17 protein-coding genes, 2 tRNA genes and 1 rRNA gene are annotated in these 20,321 nt (G+C 38.8%); 7 read left to right on the forward strand and 13 right to left on the reverse strand.

The window, feature by feature from the left end; translation table 11 throughout:
* Positions 1-142: 142 nt before the first annotated feature.
* From RT723_RS04100 to RT723_RS04110, 3 genes are all read right to left on the reverse strand, one after another.
* Positions 143-218 (reverse strand) — tRNA-Ala (locus RT723_RS04100).
* Positions 219-352: 134 nt separating this feature from the next.
* Positions 353-429 (reverse strand) — tRNA-Ile (locus tag RT723_RS04105).
* Between the two features lie 112 nt (positions 430-541).
* Positions 542-2,077 (reverse strand): 16S ribosomal RNA (locus RT723_RS04110).
* A gap of 508 nt (positions 2,078-2,585) precedes the next feature.
* On the opposite strand from RT723_RS04110, the gene RT723_RS04115 reads away from it, so the two are divergent.
* Positions 2,586-3,128, forward strand: a complete 543-nt coding sequence (locus tag RT723_RS04115; RefSeq protein ID WP_315945976.1) for a gamma carbonic anhydrase family protein — start codon at positions 2,586-2,588, stop codon at positions 3,126-3,128.
* 32 nt (positions 3,129-3,160) lie between these two features.
* Here the strand turns inward: RT723_RS04115 and aroE are convergent, their stop codons facing one another.
* The 7 genes from aroE to dprA all read right to left on the reverse strand — a co-directional run bounded on the left by aroE (position 3,161) and on the right by dprA (position 7,853).
* The gene (gene aroE / locus RT723_RS04120; protein ID WP_315945977.1) at positions 3,161-3,970 is read right to left on the reverse strand and encodes a shikimate dehydrogenase; all 810 of its coding nucleotides are present in this window, start codon (positions 3,968-3,970) and stop codon (positions 3,161-3,163) included.
* Positions 3,971-4,119: 149 nt separating this feature from the next.
* Positions 4,120-5,028: an oxygen-dependent coproporphyrinogen oxidase gene (gene hemF / locus RT723_RS04125; RefSeq protein WP_315945978.1), complete on the reverse strand. Its 909-nt coding sequence runs from the start codon at positions 5,026-5,028 to the stop codon at positions 4,120-4,122.
* 1 nt (position 5,029) lies between these two features.
* Entirely contained in the window at positions 5,030-5,593 is a 564-nt protein-coding gene (gene tsaC / locus RT723_RS04130) for an L-threonylcarbamoyladenylate synthase type 1 TsaC (protein ID WP_315945979.1), read from the reverse strand.
* A gap of 1 nt (position 5,594) precedes the next feature.
* A complete protein-coding gene (locus tag RT723_RS04135; RefSeq protein ID WP_315945980.1) occupies positions 5,595-6,143 on the reverse strand; it encodes a DNA topoisomerase family protein in 549 nt (182 codons plus the stop codon).
* Between the two features lie 102 nt (positions 6,144-6,245).
* Positions 6,246-6,719 carry a DUF494 family protein gene (locus RT723_RS04140; RefSeq protein WP_216055429.1) on the reverse strand — a complete coding sequence of 158 codons (474 nt, stop codon included), beginning with the start codon at positions 6,717-6,719 and terminating at the stop codon, positions 6,246-6,248.
* 29 nt (positions 6,720-6,748) lie between these two features.
* Entirely contained in the window at positions 6,749-7,075 is a 327-nt protein-coding gene (locus RT723_RS04145) for a DprA-like winged helix domain-containing protein (RefSeq protein WP_315945981.1), read from the reverse strand.
* The gene (gene dprA / locus RT723_RS04150) at positions 7,044-7,853 is read right to left on the reverse strand and encodes a DNA-processing protein DprA (protein ID WP_315945982.1); all 810 of its coding nucleotides are present in this window, start codon (positions 7,851-7,853) and stop codon (positions 7,044-7,046) included. The genes RT723_RS04145 and dprA overlap by 32 nt, the downstream gene beginning before the upstream one ends.
* Before the next feature lie 200 nt (positions 7,854-8,053).
* On the opposite strand from dprA, the gene def reads away from it, so the two are divergent.
* From def to RT723_RS04175, 5 genes are read left to right on the forward strand one after another with little or no spacing between them, the layout of a single operon-like run.
* Positions 8,054-8,569: a peptide deformylase gene (gene def / locus RT723_RS04155; RefSeq protein WP_315945983.1), complete on the forward strand. Its 516-nt coding sequence runs from the start codon at positions 8,054-8,056 to the stop codon at positions 8,567-8,569.
* A gap of 5 nt (positions 8,570-8,574) precedes the next feature.
* Complete coding sequence (gene fmt, locus RT723_RS04160; RefSeq protein ID WP_315945984.1) at positions 8,575-9,534, forward strand: methionyl-tRNA formyltransferase; 960 nt, start codon at positions 8,575-8,577, stop codon at positions 9,532-9,534.
* Between the two features lie 9 nt (positions 9,535-9,543).
* On the forward strand, positions 9,544-10,845 hold the full coding sequence (gene rsmB / locus RT723_RS04165; protein WP_315945985.1) for a 16S rRNA (cytosine(967)-C(5))-methyltransferase RsmB: 1,302 nt from the start codon (positions 9,544-9,546) through the stop codon (positions 10,843-10,845).
* Positions 10,846-10,878: 33 nt separating this feature from the next.
* On the forward strand, positions 10,879-12,255 hold the full coding sequence (gene trkA, locus RT723_RS04170; protein ID WP_216055424.1) for a Trk system potassium transporter TrkA: 1,377 nt from the start codon (positions 10,879-10,881) through the stop codon (positions 12,253-12,255).
* 5 nt (positions 12,256-12,260) lie between these two features.
* Positions 12,261-13,007 (forward strand): hypothetical protein, encoded by a 747-nt coding sequence (locus tag RT723_RS04175; protein ID WP_315945986.1) that lies wholly within the window; start codon positions 12,261-12,263, stop codon positions 13,005-13,007.
* 61 nt (positions 13,008-13,068) lie between these two features.
* Here RT723_RS04175 and RT723_RS04180 read toward each other — a convergent pair whose 3' ends face one another.
* The 3 genes from RT723_RS04180 to RT723_RS04190 form a co-directional block, all read right to left on the reverse strand.
* Complete coding sequence (locus RT723_RS04180; RefSeq protein ID WP_216055422.1) at positions 13,069-14,520, reverse strand: TrkH family potassium uptake protein; 1,452 nt, start codon at positions 14,518-14,520, stop codon at positions 13,069-13,071.
* Positions 14,521-14,529: 9 nt separating this feature from the next.
* On the reverse strand, positions 14,530-15,861 hold the full coding sequence (gene pepQ, locus RT723_RS04185; RefSeq protein ID WP_315945987.1) for a Xaa-Pro dipeptidase: 1,332 nt from the start codon (positions 15,859-15,861) through the stop codon (positions 14,530-14,532).
* Positions 15,862-15,987: 126 nt separating this feature from the next.
* The gene (locus RT723_RS04190) at positions 15,988-17,901 is read right to left on the reverse strand and encodes a transglycosylase SLT domain-containing protein (protein ID WP_315945988.1); all 1,914 of its coding nucleotides are present in this window, start codon (positions 17,899-17,901) and stop codon (positions 15,988-15,990) included.
* A gap of 257 nt (positions 17,902-18,158) precedes the next feature.
* On the opposite strand from RT723_RS04190, the gene fadB reads away from it, so the two are divergent.
* Positions 18,159-20,312, forward strand: coding sequence for a fatty acid oxidation complex subunit alpha FadB (gene fadB / locus RT723_RS04195; RefSeq protein ID WP_315945989.1), 2,154 nt, complete (start codon positions 18,159-18,161; stop codon positions 20,310-20,312).
* Positions 20,313-20,321: the final 9 nt, after the last annotated feature.

A 20,321-nucleotide genomic window follows, 5' to 3' on the forward strand; every position in this document is an offset into this window, starting at 1 on the left:
AGAATGTCAAACAAGGTTTATACCTTTATTTTTTATTCAGCTTTCCAATTTGTTAAAGAGCAATTGAGTCATTAAAAACTCAAATAAATAAACACTAAGTAAATGCATATTTATTTGAGCTCATGTTCATTCGAAGAAGAAGTGGTGGAGCTATGCGGGATCGAACCGCAGACCTCCTGCGTGCAAGGCAGGCGCTCTCCCAGCTGAGCTATAGCCCCAATTTGTACTTTCTAAATGCTGACTTCAGCGAGTATGTAAATCAGACAAGTCCAATCTTTTCTTATCAAGGCATTTAATGAGGACGTTTACTACGACCACATGCCTAGTTAAATAACGCTTGAGAAGTAATGATTGGTAGGCCTGGGCAGACTTGAACTGCCGACCTCACCCTTATCAGGGGTGCGCTCTAACCAGCTGAGCTACAGGCCTATATATGTGAGTCACAAGCGCTAACTTATGCCACTTTCCTGTAACTTCTTCTTGCTCACAATTCGTAATTAATTATCTGTGTGGACACGAGTAAATCTCATAACTTTATGTATAAGGAGGTGATCCAGCCCCAGGTTCCCCTAGGGCTACCTTGTTACGACTTCACCCCAGTCATGAACCACAAAGTGGTAAGCGTCCTCCCGAAGGTTAAACTACCTACTTCTTTTGCAGCCCACTCCCATGGTGTGACGGGCGGTGTGTACAAGGCCCGGGAACGTATTCACCGTGGCATTCTGATCCACGATTACTAGCGATTCCGACTTCATGGAGTCGAGTTGCAGACTCCAATCCGGACTACGACAAGCTTTATGGGATCCGCTTACTCTCGCGAGTTCGCAACCCTTTGTACTTGCCATTGTAGCACGTGTGTAGCCCATCTCGTAAGGGCCATGATGACTTGACGTCGTCCCCACCTTCCTCCGGTTTGTCACCGGCAGTCTCCTTAGAGTTCTCAGCATAACCTGCTAGCAACTAAGGATAAGGGTTGCGCTCGTTGCGGGACTTAACCCAACATTTCACAACACGAGCTGACGACAGCCATGCAGCACCTGTCTCAGAGTTCCCGAAGGCACTAAAGCATCTCTGCTAAATTCTCTGGATGTCAAGAGATGGTAAGGTTCTTCGCGTTGCATCGAATTAAACCACATGCTCCACCGCTTGTGCGGGCCCCCGTCAATTCATTTGAGTTTTAACCTTGCGGCCGTACTCCCCAGGCGGTCTACTTATCGCGTTAGCTTCGCAAAACAGCGCTTAAGCGCCAAGCTGCTAGTAGACATCGTTTACGGCGTGGACTACCAGGGTATCTAATCCTGTTTGCTACCCACGCTTTCGTACATGAGCGTCAGTGTCGACCCAGGTGGCTGCCTTCGCCATTGGTATTCCTTCAGATCTCTACGCATTTCACCGCTACACCTGAAATTCTACCACCCTCTGTCGCACTCTAGCCATCCAGTTTCAAATGCAGTTCCCAGGTTGAGCCCGGGGCTTTCACATCTGACTTAAATGGCCGCCTGCGTACGCTTTACGCCCAGTAATTCCGATTAACGCTCGGACCCTCCGTATTACCGCGGCTGCTGGCACGGAGTTAGCCGGTCCTTCTTCTGCGAGTAACGTCACATCTGATGGGTATTAACCACCAAACTTTCCTCCTCGCTGAAAGTGCTTTACAACCCGAAGGCCTTCTTCACACACGCGGCATGGCTGCATCAGGCTTGCGCCCATTGTGCAATATTCCCCACTGCTGCCTCCCGTAGGAGTCTGGACCGTGTCTCAGTTCCAGTGTGGCTGATCATCCTCTCAGACCAGCTAGGGATCGTTGACTTGGTGAGCCTTTACCTCACCAACTATCTAATCCCACTTGGGCTTCTCTAAAGGCGAGAGCCGAAGCCCCCTTTAAGCCGTAGCTATTATGCGGTATTAGCAGTCGTTTCCAACTGTTGTCCCCCACCTAAAGGCAAATTCCCAAGCATTACTCACCCGTCCGCCACTCGTCATCAAACTAGCAAGCTAGTTCATGTTACCGTTCGACTTGCATGTGTTAGGCCTGCCGCCAGCGTTCAATCTGAGCCATGATCAAACTCTTCACTTTAAAGTGTTTCATTTAATCGCTACTCATTAAATACTGTTCAAATAAATAAATTTGTTTGTACAGACACTTAAGAATAGTAAATCTTAATTTGTTACTATCACTTACAAGTGCCCACACAGATAATTAATTACAAGTTGTTAAAGAACATTTCGAACCCCGAAGGTTCTGGTTAAGACTGACTATCAATTTAGTCGCTCAAGGCTGTCTCAACCGGGATGCGCATTCTACACTTCCCAAACTCCCTGTCAACACTATTTTGAAATCTTTTTCTTAAAAGTTTTTACAAACTTCTCTAAGATTTCTTGCTCCAAACCCTAATTCAAACTTGTTGTTTTAGCGGCTTGGTGTCTTCCTGACAACGTGGGGCGCATTATAGGGAGATTTTATAATGGCGCAAGTGTTTTATTGAATTAATTTACCGAGTGACTATTATTCCTACACAACGTGTATTTATTGACTTATTTGGTTAAATTTTAAGGTATTATACAGGTAAAAGTGAGGACTTATTATGAATCAAACAAATACAAAAATGTATAACGGTATCGCTCCTAAATTAGAAGATAATGTTTTTATAGAGGGTACTGCTGTACTTTACGGTGATATAACCTTAAAAGAAGACGTTAGCATTTGGCCAATGGTTGCCGCTAGAGGTGATGTTAATACTATCTTCATAGGCGCAAGAAGCAATATTCAGGATGGCAGTGTTTTACATGTCACTAGAAAGTCAGCGTCTAATCCAAATGGTAACCCACTTATTATAGGAGAAGATGTAACTGTCGGGCATAAAGCTATGTTACATGGCTGCACTATAGGCGACCGCGTTTTAGTCGGTATGGGCGCGATTGTTATGGATGGGGCTGTTGTTGGCAATGATTATATTGTTGGTGCAGGATCTTTAGTGCCACCTCATAAAGTATTAGAAGATGGCTACTTATATGTGGGTAACCCGGTAAAAAAAGTAAGACCGTTAAAAACCAGTGAAATGGAATTTCTAACGGTATCTGCAGATAACTATGTACGCCTTAAGAATGAGTACCTAGAGCAGCTATGATCTTGTTGCATTTTTTCGTTCTATTGAAAGTCTTACTGCTCTCTTAGTAATTTTCTAATTTGGGATGTGTCTGGTCGTATGCCGTGCCAAATTAGAAATGACTCTGCCGCTTGTTCCACTAACATACCTAATCCATCGATTGTTTTAACATTTGAGTGACTATTTTTTATTACGTATTGGTTAAAACTAGTCACATGAGGTTTGTAACTCATATCGTAACTAACTGATATGTGTTTAAAACAAGAGGTGTCCATCTCTGGTACGTCATCGGTTATTGAACAAGAAGTAGAATTGATCACAATATCAAAGTCCCCTTCTATTGTTTCTAACCCACTGGCAAAAATATTATTAACATTAATATCACTTACTATTTGTTCCGCTTTTGATTTGGTTCTATTGGCAATTACTATACTGTGAGGTGACTCTTCGATTAACGCGAGTATTGCGCCTTTTGCTGCACCACCAGCACCTAACACTAATATTTTCTTATTAGTCAGACTGTAATTATGAAACTTAAGATCTGTTACTAATCCAATGCCATCGGTGGTGTCTGCTTTATAAATGCCATCATCGATATATAAGGTATTAGCCGCTTGCGCTATTTTTGATTGAGTAGTGGTTTGATTCGCATATTCATACGCATCCTGCTTAAACGGAGTTGTCACATTAAGACCTGTTCCACCATTTGAAAAAAACGCATCTACTGTTTGTTTGAACTGGTCTGGTTCAGACTCTAACAAGGTATAACTCAACTCAATATTAAGTTGCTTGGCAAATGTTTGATGAATTAGTGGCGATTTAGAGTGGGTAATTGGGTTACCAATAACAGCAAATTGTTTCATTAGATACGATTCAAGGTAGTTGAGTTATCAAGATAGTCTCGAAATTCAGCTTTGATCACAAGGTCATAACAATAATATATATGTATAAGTTAAACTCCTCTGGGTATTTAGGGAAATTTAACTTATACGATTCTCGATGAAGATTATTATTAACGGCTTAACCAGTTTCTAGGTACTAGATACTCATTCAATTTAGCTTCTTGGCTATTTTCATCTGGTGAGTATTGATACTCCCAACGTACTAAAGGAGGTAACGACATTAATATAGACTCAGTTCTGCCACCGGTTTGTAAACCAAATAATGTCCCGCGATCAAAGACTAAGTTGAACTCTACGTAACGGCCCCGACGGTATAATTGAAACTGACGTTGTGCTTCATTATATTCATCGTCTTTTCTAGCGTGAACAATTGGTACGTATGCTTGGCAAAATCCACGACCGATATTTTTAGTAAATTCGAAACACTTATCAAAACCCCATTCGTTTAAGTCGTCGTAAAACAGACCACCAACACCACGAGTTTCATCTCTGTGTTTTAAATAGAAATATTCGTCACACCATTTTTTATATTTATCGTACAAGTCATCACCAAACGGTTGGCAAATATCTAATGCCGTTTGATGCCAATGAATAACATCTTCATCTTTTGGGTAATATGGCGTTAAGTCAAAACCACCGCCAAACCACCAAACTGGATCTTCACCTTCTTTTTCAGCAATAAAAAAACGGACATTAGCGTGAGTTGTTGGAATATGTGGATTATGTGGATGAATAACTAAAGACACACCACAAGCATTAAAGCTACGGCCTTCTAATTCAGGCCTATGAGCTGTGGCTGACGCTGGCATATTAGCACCGTAAACATGAGAAAAATTCACACCGGCCTGCTCAAATAAGTTTCCGTTCTTTAATACTCGAGAGCGCCCACCTCCCCCTTCTTCTCTTTGCCATTGATCTTGTTCAAACGCTTTACCATCAAGCTCAGTTAACGTGGTACAAATATCATCCTGCAATGACTGCAAGAAACGTTTAACTTGTTCTAACATTGTATTTTCCAACTTAGCTCCTTATTACTTTTCCGGTAAATGCGTGTTTTATGGTTGAAGGGTTTGTATTACCACCTAAAGGCTCATCTACATAAACAGCAACTTTATCGTCAAACAGTTCTTGCAGTTCATTTAACGTTTCACATGTTGGCTGACCCGTTAAATTAGCGCTAGTAGAAACAATAGCGTCCTCGAATTCATTACATAAATTTATGACTGTTGGGTGGTTGGTAATTCGCATCGCAATTAGATCGCTGCCACCTGTAACCCAATGTGGCGCTATCTCTGAACAAGGTAATAACCAAGTTACAGGGCCAGGCCAAGAATCAAATACTTGTTGTTTAATATCTGAGGATAGCTTTTTTATATCTACATATTTTTCCACTTGTGCAAAGTCAGCGGCGATTAATATTAACCCTTTTTCTATTGGTCTTTGTTTGATCGTTAACAAATGGTTTACCGCGATTTCACTTTGCGGATCACATCCCATCCCCCATACAGCTTCTGTTGGATAAACAATAACTTGGTCTTGTTTTAATGCAGCAACAGCTGCCTTTCTTATTACATTATCTTTCATATTAATCAGCTTTTGGTGGCACTCGAACATGGTGGTTACAATTAGGGCAATGTAATTCATTATTATGTTCTGTCATTACAGCCCAATCACACTCATCACATTTTACCGCAATTGGTTTTTGATTTAATAGATAATCGCACTTGGGGTATTGATCACAAGCATAAAAGCTTTTGCCTTTTTTATTCGCCCGCATATGTAATTCCCCCTTATGGCATAAAGGGCAATCTACAGGCTCATAATCATCATCGTCGTCATCTTTAACAGTAAAACTACAATCAGGGTAATTTAAACAACCGATAAACATTCCAAACTTACCGGTTTTAACCGCCAAATCTCCTTCACATTCTGGGCAACAAACATCATCTAGGATTTTTAAAGTTTGTACTTCGGAGGATTGGGATAAAGCGCGCGTGTAATCACAAACAGGATAAGTAACACAGGCTAAAAAGGCACCGGACGAGCCTGTTTTGATGGTTAACTCTGAGTTACATTTAGAACAGAATTCTTTTGTTTTAGTAGATTCAAACGGATTATCTTGGTCCGGGGTCATATGCTCAGAAGTCGAATAAATGAAATTTGCAGTGGATCTTATCCACTACAAATTTATAAGCAATCAAAAGTTAATCAATTATTAATCTAAATCAGAAAGTGCTTAGTGTAATGTGCCGTCAAATTCATCAAATACTAGATTTTCCATTTGCTCAAAGGCAGACTCTTTACCGGGCACATTAAATAAAACCATCATGACAACCCACTTCAAGTCTTCTAGTATAATTTCGCTTTCCTCTAATTCCATTACCCTATCAATGACCATTTCTCGAGTGGCAACATCTAATAAATTAATTTGTTCTAAGAAAAGTAAAAAACCTCTACATTCTGCATCTAGTTTAAAACTTTCTTCCAATGTATAAACTCGAGTGGATACGGCGGTTTGCCCTGCAATAAATGGGGCGTTATCAGTGGATTGTAAATCGGCTAAATCTTCTAACCACATTAACGCTTTATAAATATCGTCGTCGTGGAATCCAGCCCTTTTGAGCTCCTTAGATAGTGCATCATCATCTATCCAAACTTCAGAACTGTCATTTACAATATTTTCAAACAAATACAAAAGGATATCAAACATACATTGCCCCTTTGTTTATATAGGCTAGGTTAACTACTTACCTTTAAATAGCCTCCGGGTACTGCAACAATTAACCCTTCGACTTCTAAACTCAACAACTTAGTCAGTACCTGTTCAACAGGTAGATTAGATTGTTGAACGATGACATCAATTGACGTTGTGTCATGTCCTACACTAGCTAACAATTTATCCTCTGCCAAGTCCTTTTTATTAGAAAAGTTGTCCGTTTTTGTTAATCCAACGTACTCTTCTATTATATCGTCAATACCTGTCACAATTTTAGCACCTTGTTTGATTAAATGGTGGCAACCTACTGACAAGGGATTAAAGATACTGCCAGGATATCGCAAATACATCTCTCCCTTCTTCTACCGCTATTTGTGCCGTAATAAGAGAACCACTTTTAATGGCTGCTTCTACCACAACGGTGCCATTGGTCATCCCAGCTATAATTCGATTTCGTTTAGGAAAATTGAACTGTACTGGGGGAACGTTAGGTAAAAACTCAGAAACCAACAACCCGTCTTGTTCCACAATTTGTTCAGCTAAATATAAATGACGTTTAGGGTAAATTTGATTTAGACCCGATCCCAAAACCGCTATAGTTTGACCCTTAGCCGATAACGCTGCTTTATGTGCAATACCATCAATGCCAATCGCTAACCCACTTGTAATCACAACCTGTAAACCAACTAACTCACGAACAAAGTTTTTAGTCACTTGGCTACCATAAGCGGTGGGATTACGGCTACCAACAAACGCTAACTGAACTTGGTTTAATAATTTGATGTTGCCTTTTAAAAATAATAAAACAGGTGGTCTGGCAGTATTGAATAATAAACTTGGGTACAACATATGATTAAATGGCAATACAAGTATTTGTTGTGATGTTAACCAGTCGACTAACCTGTCTATATATTGCCAATCCGGCATTAATAGTTTGGTTATTTGTTTGGGAGATAATTTATAATTAGGAAGCTCACTTTCTGGGAGTTGGAATACGCTTAATAAATTGGGCAATAACGCTTCTAATTTTTTTAACGCTCCTATGCCTAATTGGGGGCAAAGATATAGCGCCATCCATAATCGTAATTGCGATTTAGACAAAAGTTCTGAGTCTTTGAATTCATCCATAAACACCCCACATTCCCAATAATAGAAACATAGTAAACTAACTGAATAATTGCGAATTTATAATGACGGAATAATAACCATCAATTCCTGTTAAAATTGGGGATATAAAGGTAAAATTACTTTATCTGTGTTTGTAGTAGCGATGTGAGTCGACTGACTAAACACCTTATGTTTCCAATATTTTGAGTAAAAGAATAATCATGACTGTATTAAATGTTTTGCAATTCCCAGATGAAAGACTACGCACAGTAGCAAAAGAGATCACTGAAGTAACAGACGAAATTAAAACGCTGATTGACGATATGTTTGACACTATGGATGAAGAGCAAGGCGTTGGCTTAGCCGCTTCTCAAGTCGATCAACATATCCGCTTATTTGTTTTAGATACATCGGCGGAACGAGATGAACCTCTAGTTTTTATTAACCCAGTGATCACGCATAAAGAAGGTATGGTGATCAATGAAGAAGGCTGTTTATCAGTTCCTCATTGTTATGCCAAAGTTGAGCGTGCCGAAAAAGTTACGGTGACCGCCTTAGATAAAAATGGTGAAGCCTTCACTAAAACCGCTGAAGGCTTAATGGCCATTTGCATCCAACATGAATTAGATCATTTGGATGGCAAACTGTTTGTTGATTATTTGTCACCATTAAAACGTGACCGTATTAAGAAGAAGTTGGAAAAAGAAGCTAAAGCGCTAGCAAAAGAAAAAAGGTAAGTTGAGTGTCAGATAAAAAGTTGAATATTATTTTTGCGGGAACGCCAGAGTTTGCCGCAAAACATTTAGAACACTTAATTGCAAATAACTACAACATCATCGCCTGTTACACTCAACCAGACCGCCCTGCAGGTCGAGGTAAAAAGTTACAACCAAGTGCCGTAAAAAAAATTGCACTGGAGCACAACATTCCGGTTTGCCAACCTCAATCATTAAAGACAGACGAAGCTCTAGATGAATTGTCTGCATGGAATGCTGACCTAATGATAGTGGTCGCTTATGGTTTATTACTGCCTAAAGCAGCATTAGATGCACCTAAATATGGTTGCATCAATGTACATGGCTCGTTATTGCCAAAATGGCGAGGTGCCGCGCCAATTCAACGTTCTGTTTTAACTGGTGACGCTGAAACTGGGGTCACCATTATGCAAATGGATGTTGGCCTTGATACTGGCGATATGTTGTTAGTTGAAAAGTGTGACATTACTGATCAAGACACAAGCAGCTCTATTTATGAAAAATTACAACTAATTGGCCCTAACGCATTAACCAAAACAGTTGATCAAATTGAAGCTGGAACAACTACTCCAGTAAAACAAGATGATGCATTGGCAACGTACGCCCATAAATTAACTAAACAAGAAGCGCTCATTGATTGGACATTTCCTGCCATTGAAGTTGAAAGAGCAATCCGCGGTTACCAACCTTGGCCTGTGGCATATACAAATTTAAGTGGTAATACGGTAAAAGTTCTACAAGCCGAAATAGTGACTTTCTCAGATAAACCAGCCGGCGAAATAATTAGCGCCGATAAAACTGGTATTACTGTGGCCACAGCAAGTGGCGCAATTAAAATTACCCAATTACAACCTCAGGGTAAAAAGCCAATGTCCGTTACTGACTTTATCAACGGTCGTGCGGATTGGGTTAAACCAGGTACCAACTTGTTAGTGGATGCAAATTAGAACTTCATTATGAATAAAACTAAAAACGTAAGAGCAGAAGCAGCCAAATGTTTGGTCGCCGTATTAGATAAGGGATTATCATTATCTGATGTATTACCTAAATCTCAAGCTAACCTAGCCCCTAAAGACGCGCCGTTGCTACAAGAAATTTGTTTTGGCGTATTACGTTATTTTCCAAAATACGACTCAATAACTAATTTATTATTAAGTAAAAAGCTTAAAGGCAAACAACGTATCTTCCATCATCTGATCATTGTTGGTTTATATCAGATAGACAAAATGCGTATTCCTGAACACGCTGCAGTTGCAGAAACAGTACAAGCCACTGTTGTACTTAAAGCTCCTGGACTAAAAGGGTTAGTAAATGCCTGCTTACGTAACTTCACTAGAAATAAAGAGGCTTTAGAATCTAAAACTGACAATTTGGTTACTCAATATAGCCACCCAAGTTGGTTTATAAAGCGTATTCAAGCAGCCTACCCTGATAATTGGACGTATGTTTTAGAACAAAACTTAGAGCGTTCACCTATGTGGTTGCGTGTACATACCAATAACGTTTCAATTGATACTTTTATAGAAGAATTAAACAAGGCGAATATTGCGTTTGAACAGCCTTTAACACACAAAACTGGTATTTTGCTCAACAAACCTAGTCCTGTTGAGTCCATTCCTGGATTTGAGCAAGGCTGGTTTACTGTGCAAGATGGTGCAGCTCAACATGCTGCACTGTTGTTAGAACCTAAAGATGGCGAGTTAATTCTAGATGCATGTGCTGCCCCGGGCGGTAAAACATGTCACGTATTAGATTTAGCAACCTGTGATATGGTGGCTGCAGATATTGATGAAAATAGACTAGAGCGTGTAAGCCAAAATCTAACGCGTTTAGGTGAAGACGCTAAAATTATTTGCGGTGATTTATCCGACCCAAGCGTCATTGATGAAACTATCACGTTTGATCGCATTCTGTTGGATGCTCCTTGCTCTGCAACAGGTGTCATTCGTCGTCACCCTGACATAAAGTGGCTTAGGCGTAATGAAGATATCGAAGCACTAGCTGAACTACAGAAAAAAATACTCGATACTTTATGGCAAAAGCTGAAACCTGGCGGCATTATGTTATATGCCACTTGCTCAGTGTTACCAGAAGAAAACAAGCGTCAAATGGCGCAATTTTTACTCAATACCCATGATGCTCAATTAGTAAAAATAGATGATTCAGAAACAAATGAAGCGCCTGGTTGGCAAATATTACCAGGTCAGCTTAATATGGATGGGTTCTATTACTGTCGCTTGATGAAAACATTAAGTTAATAATAAAAATAACAGGTTAGTTACTATCTCGATATGAAGATAATTATATTAGGTGCAGGACAAGTCGGTGCGACTTTAGCAGAAAATCTTACCAGTGAAGAAAATGAAATCACAGTGGTGGATATTGACGCAGAAAAATTACATGAATTACAAGACAAACTCGACTTACAAGTTGTATGTGGTCACTGCTCTCACCCTGATGTATTAAGACAAGCAGGCGCAGAAGATGCAGATATGTTAATTGCCGTTACTCGAAGTGACGAAGTGAACATGATGGCCTGCCAAGTTGCCTATAGTATATTTTCTACTCCTACTAAAATTGCCCGAATACGTTCTCAGCAATACTTAAAATATAAAGAGCAGTTATTCCATAATCATGATTTGCCGGTTGATCATTACATTGCACCGGAGCAACTAGTAACTCAATATATACATCGTTTAATAGAATACCCAGGTGCACTGCAAGTGTTAGAGTTTGCCGGCGGTAAAGTGTCATTGGTTGCCGTCAAAGCTTATTATGGCGGTTCATTGGTTGGATACGCTTTGTCCGCATTAAAAGAACATATGCCTACAGTAGAAACTCGAGTAGCGGCTATTTACCGTAAAGGTCAAGCAATCAAACCATTAGGTACCACAGTTATCGAAGCCGATGACGAAGTGTTTTTTGTTGCTGCATCAAAACATATACGATTAGTGATGAACGAGTTACAAAAACTCGAAGAGAGTTATAAACGTATTATGATAGTTGGTGGAGGTAATATTGGCGCTGGTTTAGCTAGAATTTTAGAAACTCAATATCGGGTAAAACTGATTGAACGAAACCAAAAACGAGCAGAATACTTATCACAACGACTAGAGCATACCGTAGTATTTACCGGCGACGCTTCTGATCAAGAGTTATTAGCTGAAGAGCAAATCGACCAGACCGATGTTTTCATTGCTGTCACAAATGACGATGAAGCCAATATCATGTCCGCCATGTTAGCGAAACGTATGGGTGCAAGAAAAACCATGGTACTTATACAACGCAGTGCGTATGTTGATCTGGTTCAGGGTGGTGAAATAGACATTGCCATCTCGCCACAACAGGCTACTATTTCTGCGTTACTGACTCATGTTAGACGCGCTGATATTGAAAATGTATATTCATTACGCCGTGGTGCTGCGGAGGCCATTGAAGCCATTGCGCATGGTGACGAAAACAGTTCTAAAGTCGTTGGACGTGCAATACAAGAGTTAAAATTGCCTCCTAGAACAACAATAGGTGCAATAGTAAGAGGTAATGACGTTCTTATTGCACACGATGATACGGTTATTAATAGTAACGACCATGTCATATTATTTTTAGTGGATAAAAAACATATAACGGAAGTTGAAAAATTATTCCAAGTGAATGCATTTTTCTTATAAATATTATGAATAATCAAAGCACAGAACACAGCAGTCAAGATAGCAACACTGAAGGTTACCAAGGCAACTATTTCGGCTTTGGTCATATCATTCGTTGGGTTGGTATAAGCTTAATTATTATTGCAGGGATGACTTACCTAGCCTATCACTTAGGTTCCAATGAAAATATAATTAAAATAAACCAACTAAACAAAGACATTAACCAGTTGGGACAAGTTAGTTCGTTAGATGCTTTAGTAACTGAATTTCAATCCATTAGCGAAGACCTTAAATTATCGAGTAATGAACGTTCTCGATTAACTGAATTACTTGATCAGATAATCCAACACAAAACCAACTTAAAACAAGCTGAGAGTGAGCTACAGCAAACTAAGCTTTCTTTTTCTAACATTACAACTCGATATAAAAACCAAATAGCACAGTTAGAAACAGAAAACATTGAACTAAAAGCGCAACTTAAAAAAGTTGAATCTGCAATGTCATATTCTCACGGTACGGTTAGAAACTTTTCGATCAGTGTGAATGACTCTTACTCTATGTTATCTGAACCAACTTCTCGTATAGGTCTTCAACGAATTCTTAATAATGGCAGTGCTCAAATATATGTGGGTAACGCATTAATGTTTTTCCATATTGGTCATACATTAAGATTTAGATTTGCGCCAAACTGGCTATGTGATGTGACGTTAATAAAAATTGATGATGCTGCAGAAAAAGTAGAATTTGAATATGTATGTAAGCTTAACAATTAGTAATTATTATTTAATCCCCTGAGTTAATATCTTTAAATAATTAGCTCAGGGATTAGCCATGTTAATTACGCCAAAATGCTGGGGTAAATAACACCAATAAAGTAAATATCTCAAGTCGTCCAAACACCATAGCTAACATAAGTATCCACTTAGCGCTGTCACTTACACTGGCATAATTCACCGCCACTTCACCTAACCCAGGGCCTAAGTTATTTAAGCACGCAGCCGTTGCTGTAAACGCAGTAATATTATCTAAGCCGGTACCAATCAAACACATCATAATCACAACAAAGATCAATGTATAAGCAGAAAAGAATCCCCATACAGCTTCAACAACTCGGTCAGGTAACGCTTTTTTTCCCATTTTTATTGAAAAAATTGCCTTTGGATGAATTAAACGATTTAATTCACGAAGTCCTTGTTTAAACAACAAAATCACCCTTACTACTTTTAATCCACCACCAGTAGAACTGGCACAACCTCCAATAAAAGAACTAAAAATCAAAAGGATGGGTAGAAATACTGGCCAAGTTGAAAAGCTTGTTGTAGCAAACCCTGCGGTGGTAGACATAGATACAGATTGAAATAGCGCTTTATCCAAGGATTCAAAGTTAGACGCGTATTCACTTTGATCAACCAAAACGTACCAACATAATAATACTAAAGCTAATTGGATATATAAAAACACCCTAAACTCTGGATCTCGTATATATTGTTTTATCGAGCGATTTGTCATCGCTGCATAATGCAAAGAAAAGTTAGCTGCTGAAATTAACAAAAACACCACACAGACTAAATTAATTGCAGTGCTGTCATAATATCCAATACTGGCGTCGTGATTAGAGAAACCACCAATTGCGACGGTAGAGAATGCATGGCTTATGGCATCAAACACATTCATACCAGCAAGCCAATAACTGACTGCACACAACGTAGTTAGTGCCACGTAGATGTACCAAAGATGTTTTGCGGTATCCGCTATTTTCGGTGTCATCTTACTGTCTTTCATAGGACCCGGTATTTCAGCTCGATACAATTGCATCCCACCGACCCCTAATATTGGTAGAATAGCCACGGCTAACACAATGATCCCCATTCCTCCTAACCATTGTAATTGCTGACGGTAAAACTGTATCGCTTTAGGTAAGAAGTCTAGTCCCGTTAATACAGTAGCACCTGTGGTAGTTAAGCCAGAAAATGATTCAAAAAATGCATCTGCTAAACCAATCTCTGGCGTTGTTGAGAAAATAAATGGCAAAGCACCAAAAGAGCCAAGAACTAACCAAAAGAAGACAACAATTAAAAAACCTTCCCGGGTTCTCAAATCTGCTTTTTGCATCCTGTTGGGGTACCAGATCAATATACCGGCGATTAAGTTAAAGAAGAATGCGATGATAAAAGGCACACCACCGCCATCGTTATAGATAATTGACACAATAGCTGGCGGTAACATCGCCACACTAAATAACGCAATTAACAAACCTAGTATTCTAACTATCGCACGGTATTGCATTGTATTCTCTTATTTTAAGTCTAACTCGCGAGTCATATTTTCATTACGTTCGGTATGAACAATAATATTGTCCTCAATCCGAATACCGCCAAATGGCTTAAACTCAGCAACTTTATCCCAGTTCACCATACTTTCTAAATTTGTACCCTTTAGTTCTGCTAATAACGTATCAATAAAGTACAAACCAGGTTCAATTGTAAACACCATATCGGCTTCTATATGACGAGTTGTTCTCAAAAATGGGTGATCTTTTGGTGAAGCCACATGTGTGCCTCTATCATCTCCCATAAACCCACCCACGTCATGCACTTGAAGTCCTAAATGATGACCTAAACCATGTGGAAAAAAAGTACGGACTAAGCCAGATTCTAACGCTTGTGCCGCTGGTACTTTGATAATGTTAAATTGCTCTAACGTATTTGCGATTAATGCATGAGTTTGCACATGTAAATCAACATACGAGCCACCAGGTTTTAGCGCAGCCCCCATATCGGTCGTGATTTGATCAACGGATTTGATTAATTCGGCAAATTCATTGGTTTTATCAAATGCATAAGTACGAGTAATGTCCGCAGCGTAACCATTAAATGAAGCGCCAGCATCAATCAAAAAGCTTTTTGGTGAGGTAGGTTTATTACGTAAAAAATGGGTGTAATGTAAAATTGAAGCATTTTCATTTAACGCAACGATGTTGCCATATGGTGTTTCAGATTCTAAATGCTGGCATGCATCTAAATAAGCCATTTGAATGCCATATTCAGATTCCCCAGCATAAAAAGCCTCTTTTGCTGCGTTATGCCCTAATACCGCTAATCTATTGGCTTCACGTAGGCAATGTTTTTCGTAATCTGATTTATAGGCACGCTGATAATGTAAAAAGCTCACTAAACTGTCTGGATTAATGTGACCAAAGTTAAGTGCTTTTGCTACATCTACACTTTGACCTAAATACGCCATATTAGAGCGGTCATAAGGCAATAACTGTCCAACGTCTGCAGGGCTTTTTAAATAAACAATTTCAACTTGTTCGGTCCAATACTCAGTAGGTTCATCTGGCACTTTATGCCAAAAGTCCACTGGACGATAAAAAATTAATTTAGGTTTGTTTTTGCCATCAACGATTAACCAACAATGTGGATTATCAACAATAGGCAACCAAGCTTTAAATTGAGGATTAACTTTAAACGGGTAATCCATATCATCCAAAAACTGTCTAATCGGCTGGCCACTATGAATAACAAATGCATCTAAACGTTCATTTAATAATGTTTGTTGCGCTAATTTTTGTAGACGTTTGATATGTTCAGGAAATGTGGATGATAAAGAAGAAAGTAAAGACATGATCGCGGCTCCGTATTTTTAATCAGAGTTTAGCATCTAAAAGCTTTTGGAATAAACAAGTTAGCAATAAATGAAGTAAAAATCAGCGATATACTTGGGATCTTGACCACAAACAGAAAAAGACCGCTAAAGTGTTGGGCTTATTACTGCGTCTTGTGATTTGGCAAACACATTATCCGTACGCTTCAGTAACTTTTGGTAAACTTCTGTATACGCCATTACAGCTTTTACATAGTTCCTAGTTTCTTTATACGGTATGGTTTCAATCCATGCGTCGGCCGCCATTTCTTTTTCTGGCAACCAACGTTTCACTTTTGAAAATCCAGCGTTATAGGCCGCGGTTGCTACAATGGGGTTTCCTTTACTTTTTTTCATCAAATAAGAAAGGTAATTAGTCGCAAGTTTTACGTTTTTCTCTGGTTTAAATAGCTGTTTTCTTCTGACTTTTGATTTAGCCATATAACTTGCTGTGCTTGGTTTAATTTGCATTAACCCTGCAGCTCCAGCCGATGAATAGGCATCATGCATAAATGAACTTTCTCTTCGGGCGATTGCAAAAACAAACGCTGGGTCGACCACATTATTTTTCGCACTCGTAGATAAGATACTTTTATAGGCAAGCGGAAAACGTAAATTCACATCATTTAAATAACCCACCGCAGCCAAAGTAAATATGGGTCTGTCGTACCAACCCCAATTATAAGCAAGTTTTGCCGCTGCCAATTTTTCGCGGGTTGTTGAATATTTGATTAATAAATTCCATTCTTTTCTTGCGTCATTTAAGCGGTTTAACTTAAATAACTCAAACGCACGTTGCATGACTTTTGAACTACCTACATTAATAAAGTCACGTTCGAGTATCTCTAAAGGTTCGTGGCGTAAGTTTGCCTCAACACCCATTTTATTAGCCGCAAGAAAGCCGTAATAATCACGTCGTTCCGATAATTCCGAAAACGCACGTTTTGACCAAGTTTGATCACCAAGCTCATCCAGCGACCTTGCCTTCCAATACACCACAGATTCGTCTGTTTGCATTTGTTCCGGTAAGGAAGACATGATATTTAATGTTTGTTGCCAATCCCCTTTTTCTAAACTGAAAGCCAATCGCCACTGTTTAACCGACTCATCGACAACTTCTTCAGGCACTTTCAATAACCACTCTAAGCTTGAATCGTGTGTTGTGACGGCATAAGCCAAAGCAATACGTTTGGTTAAATAATTCACTTCTGTTTCGGTAAAAGCAAATTTAGGAGAGAGTTCAGACCAAAGGTTATCTACCTTTTCTGGTGCAACAAACACCAATTTGTTTAAGGCAAATAATAAAATGTCTTTTTCTTTGTCGTTGTAGAGTAAAAAGAAGTTAGTTTTTGCCACGTTAGCAGGACGAGTTACCACTGATTTCCATAAACTGGCTAGGTGTGTATCGGAAGGGTCTAATAAATTTTTTAAATAGGATAACAAACCATAGTTTTTTTGTTTGGCAGCTAAAATCAAACGCTCTAAAGCTTTGTCTGTAGTTAAATAACCTGCCTTTTGCCACTTGTTAAACAAAAAATTACATTCTTTAGGTTGAGAAAACGGAGCCATCCATAACTCTGTCACTTGCGGTAATATATGCTGTTCTGACGCCCCATTTTGTAATTGCCATGTTAAATTTAAACAGGTTAATCGAGTATCACCAACATCAACGTATTCTTCTAGGAAAGCTTGTCTTAATTGCCCATCCGCTAAATATTGTAACCATGCTTTTTGTAATTTATGGGAAAAAGGAGCATCTGGATAACGAGATAATAGACGAGTAATGCGGTGTTTATTTGCCAACGACATATTACGAACAAGGTAAATAGCTTCTGCATATGGCGCCAAAGGATAATCTACAATTTCATCAGCGATATCTAAGTATGAAGATTTGGTTCCGTATCTAGCTTCATGCTCTACTTTTAAATATAAATCTCTTATTTGCTCAATGTCTTGCGCATTAATGCTATAAGCAAAAAACGCACAAAAAATTAATAACATTTTATTGAACAAATTAACCATTTAAATCACATAACCTTAAAACAAAGATGGATTAAACCAATAGATATAAAAATTAACAGCAGTTAAACAACATTTAACTAATATTAAGTTAAGTAGATTAATTAGCAATCGTTATACCAAGTAAAAATATGATTACAGTTAAATTCAAACAGTCGTTTAAAAACATTGCTTTTTTAGTGAAGTCGAGTAACACTCTACCAACTAATTAGACCTGTTGTATTTAACCTCTATATAAATACCAAGCTAGGAGATAAGACATGTTGTTTAAAGGTGAAACCCTTTTTGTAGATTTACAAAGTGATGGCATTGCCCATTTTACTTTTGACTCACCAGGCTCAGTAAATAAATTCGACCAACAAACCATTCAAGAATGTAAATTAGCGACTGTAGCTATTAATGAAAACACTGATGTTAAGGGTGTTTTGGTAAGCTCAGCTAAATCTACATTTATCGTTGGCGCTGATATCACTGAATTTTTAGGTTTTTTCAAAAATGATGAAGCTGATTTAATTAAGTGGATTAAAAGCAGCTCAGACATGTTTGATGGTATTGAAGACATTAAAGTCCCGACTATTACGGCCATTTCTGGATTTGCATTAGGTGGCGGTTTTGAGTTTTGTTTAGCGACCGACATGCGAGTAGCAGACGAAACAGCTCAAATAGGTTTACCAGAGAATAACTTAGGTTTAATTCCTGGTTTTGGAGGTACCGTTAGACTTCCTCGCCTTATTGGTCCTGACAATGCATTAGAGTGGATCACATCAGCACGACCTCAAAAAACGAAAAAAGCCATTGCTATCGGTGCAATTGATGCAGTCACTTCAAGTGATAAATTAATCGAAGTTGCAACCAAAATGTTAACGGATGCAATAAACGGTAAATTAGATTGGCAATCACGTCGTCAACAAAAAACTAGTCCTATTAACTACAGCGCAACTGAAATTGAAAATGGTTCATTGGTAGCAAAAACAATGGTGATGGCAAAAGCAGGTAAACATTACCCAGCACCAATCGCTGCGGTAGAATCTGTTTATTCTGGTGCTTTATTGCCTAGAGCAGAAGCTATGTTAATTGAGAATCGCTTGTTTGCCACTCTTGCAAAAACAGATACGGCAACGGCCATGATTGGTACATTCCTAAATGACCAATACGTAAAAGGTATTGCAAAAAAAGCGGCAAAAGGTTCAAAAATTACCGTAAAACAAGCAGCTGTTTTAGGTGCTGGGATTATGGGTGGAGGTATTGCTTACCAATCGGCTTCTAAAGGTACACCGATAGTTATGAAAGATATCAATCAAACAGCCATTGATTTAGGACTTTCAGAAGCATCAAAAATACTTAACAAGAAGTTAGCTAAAGGCCGTATCGACGGTAAAGCATTTGCATCGACTTTAACTAACATAGTTCCTACTCTTAGTTATGATTCGTTAAAAGACACTGATTTTGTTATTGAAGCGGTTGTTGAAAACCCTAATGTTAAAGCCGCTGTATTAGCTGAAACTGAACAAAATGTTTCTGCTGATACTATTCTGACATCCAATACATCTACGATTTCAATTAACAAACTGGCTAAAAGTCTTAAACGCCCAGAAAACTTCTGTGGTATGCATTTCTTTAACCCAGTGCCATTAATGCCATTAGTTGAAATCATCCGTGGTGAAAACACCTCAGACGAAACCATTGCAGCAACCGTTGCTTACGCCAGCAAAATGGGTAAAACCCCAATTGTTGTCAATGACTGCCCTGGTTTTTTTGTTAATCGTGTATTGTTCCCATATTTCGCAGGATTTAGTTTATTACTTAATGATGGCGCAGACTTTACTAAAGTAGATAAAGTTATGGAGCGTGAATTTGGTTGGCCTATGGGACCTGCATTCTTATTAGATGTTGTTGGTATTGATACCGCAGATCATTGTACTGATGTTATGTCTGACGGCTTCCCTACTCGTATGCCAAAATTAGATAAAGACCCAGTAACCACTCTATACAAAAACAATATGTTTGGTCAGAAAAACGGAAAAGGTTTTTATACACACACTTTAGATAAACGTGGTCGTCCGGCCAAAAACGTTGATGCTTCAACTGTTGAATTGCTTGCTGCTATTGCACCTGCAAACAAAGACTTTGATAAAGCAGAAGTAATTAATCGTTTGATGATTCCTATGATCAACGAAACTATTCGTTGTTTAGAAGAAGGTATAATTGCTTCACCTGCAGAAGCAGATATGGCCTTATTATATGGTGTTGGTTTCCCTCCATTTAGAGGTGGTATATTCCGTTACGTTGACACTGTAGGACTAGCTGAGTTTGTTGCACAAGCAGACAAATATGCTCATATGGGTGAGATATATCAAGTCACCGATAAAACTCGTGAAATGGCTAAAACTGGCCAAACTTTTTATACAGCCTAGTAGGAGCAA

The organism is Psychrosphaera aquimarina, from assembly GCF_032461525.1.
Taxonomy (GTDB): domain Bacteria; phylum Pseudomonadota; class Gammaproteobacteria; order Enterobacterales; family Alteromonadaceae; genus Psychrosphaera; species Psychrosphaera aquimarina.

What these genes read in the sequence shown, in the direction of transcription:
- RT723_RS04115 (WP_315945976.1), top strand. Translation starts at nt 2,586, where the DNA reads ATGAATCAAACAAATACAAAAATGTATAACGGTATCGCTCCTAAATTA.
- RT723_RS04190 (WP_315945988.1), bottom strand. Translation starts at nt 17,901, where the DNA reads ATGGTTAATTTGTTCAATAAAATGTTATTAATTTTTTGTGCGTTTTTT.
- RT723_RS04180 (WP_216055422.1), bottom strand. Translation starts at nt 14,520, where the DNA reads ATGCAATACCGTGCGATAGTTAGAATACTAGGTTTGTTAATTGCGTTA.
- pepQ (WP_315945987.1), bottom strand. Translation starts at nt 15,861, where the DNA reads ATGTCTTTACTTTCTTCTTTATCATCCACATTTCCTGAACATATCAAA.
- def (WP_315945983.1), top strand. Translation starts at nt 8,054, where the DNA reads ATGACTGTATTAAATGTTTTGCAATTCCCAGATGAAAGACTACGCACA.
- RT723_RS04135 (WP_315945980.1), bottom strand. Translation starts at nt 6,143, where the DNA reads ATGACCCCGGACCAAGATAATCCGTTTGAATCTACTAAAACAAAAGAA.
- rsmB (WP_315945985.1), top strand. Translation starts at nt 9,544, where the DNA reads ATGAATAAAACTAAAAACGTAAGAGCAGAAGCAGCCAAATGTTTGGTC.
- fadB (WP_315945989.1), top strand. Translation starts at nt 18,159, where the DNA reads ATGTTGTTTAAAGGTGAAACCCTTTTTGTAGATTTACAAAGTGATGGC.
- aroE (WP_315945977.1), bottom strand. Translation starts at nt 3,970, where the DNA reads ATGAAACAATTTGCTGTTATTGGTAACCCAATTACCCACTCTAAATCG.
- tsaC (WP_315945979.1), bottom strand. Translation starts at nt 5,593, where the DNA reads ATGAAAGATAATGTAATAAGAAAGGCAGCTGTTGCTGCATTAAAACAA.
- RT723_RS04140 (WP_216055429.1), bottom strand. Translation starts at nt 6,719, where the DNA reads ATGTTTGATATCCTTTTGTATTTGTTTGAAAATATTGTAAATGACAGT.
- dprA (WP_315945982.1), bottom strand. Translation starts at nt 7,853, where the DNA reads ATGGATGAATTCAAAGACTCAGAACTTTTGTCTAAATCGCAATTACGA.
- RT723_RS04145 (WP_315945981.1), bottom strand. Translation starts at nt 7,075, where the DNA reads ATGTATTTGCGATATCCTGGCAGTATCTTTAATCCCTTGTCAGTAGGT.
- trkA (WP_216055424.1), top strand. Translation starts at nt 10,879, where the DNA reads ATGAAGATAATTATATTAGGTGCAGGACAAGTCGGTGCGACTTTAGCA.
- RT723_RS04175 (WP_315945986.1), top strand. Translation starts at nt 12,261, where the DNA reads ATGAATAATCAAAGCACAGAACACAGCAGTCAAGATAGCAACACTGAA.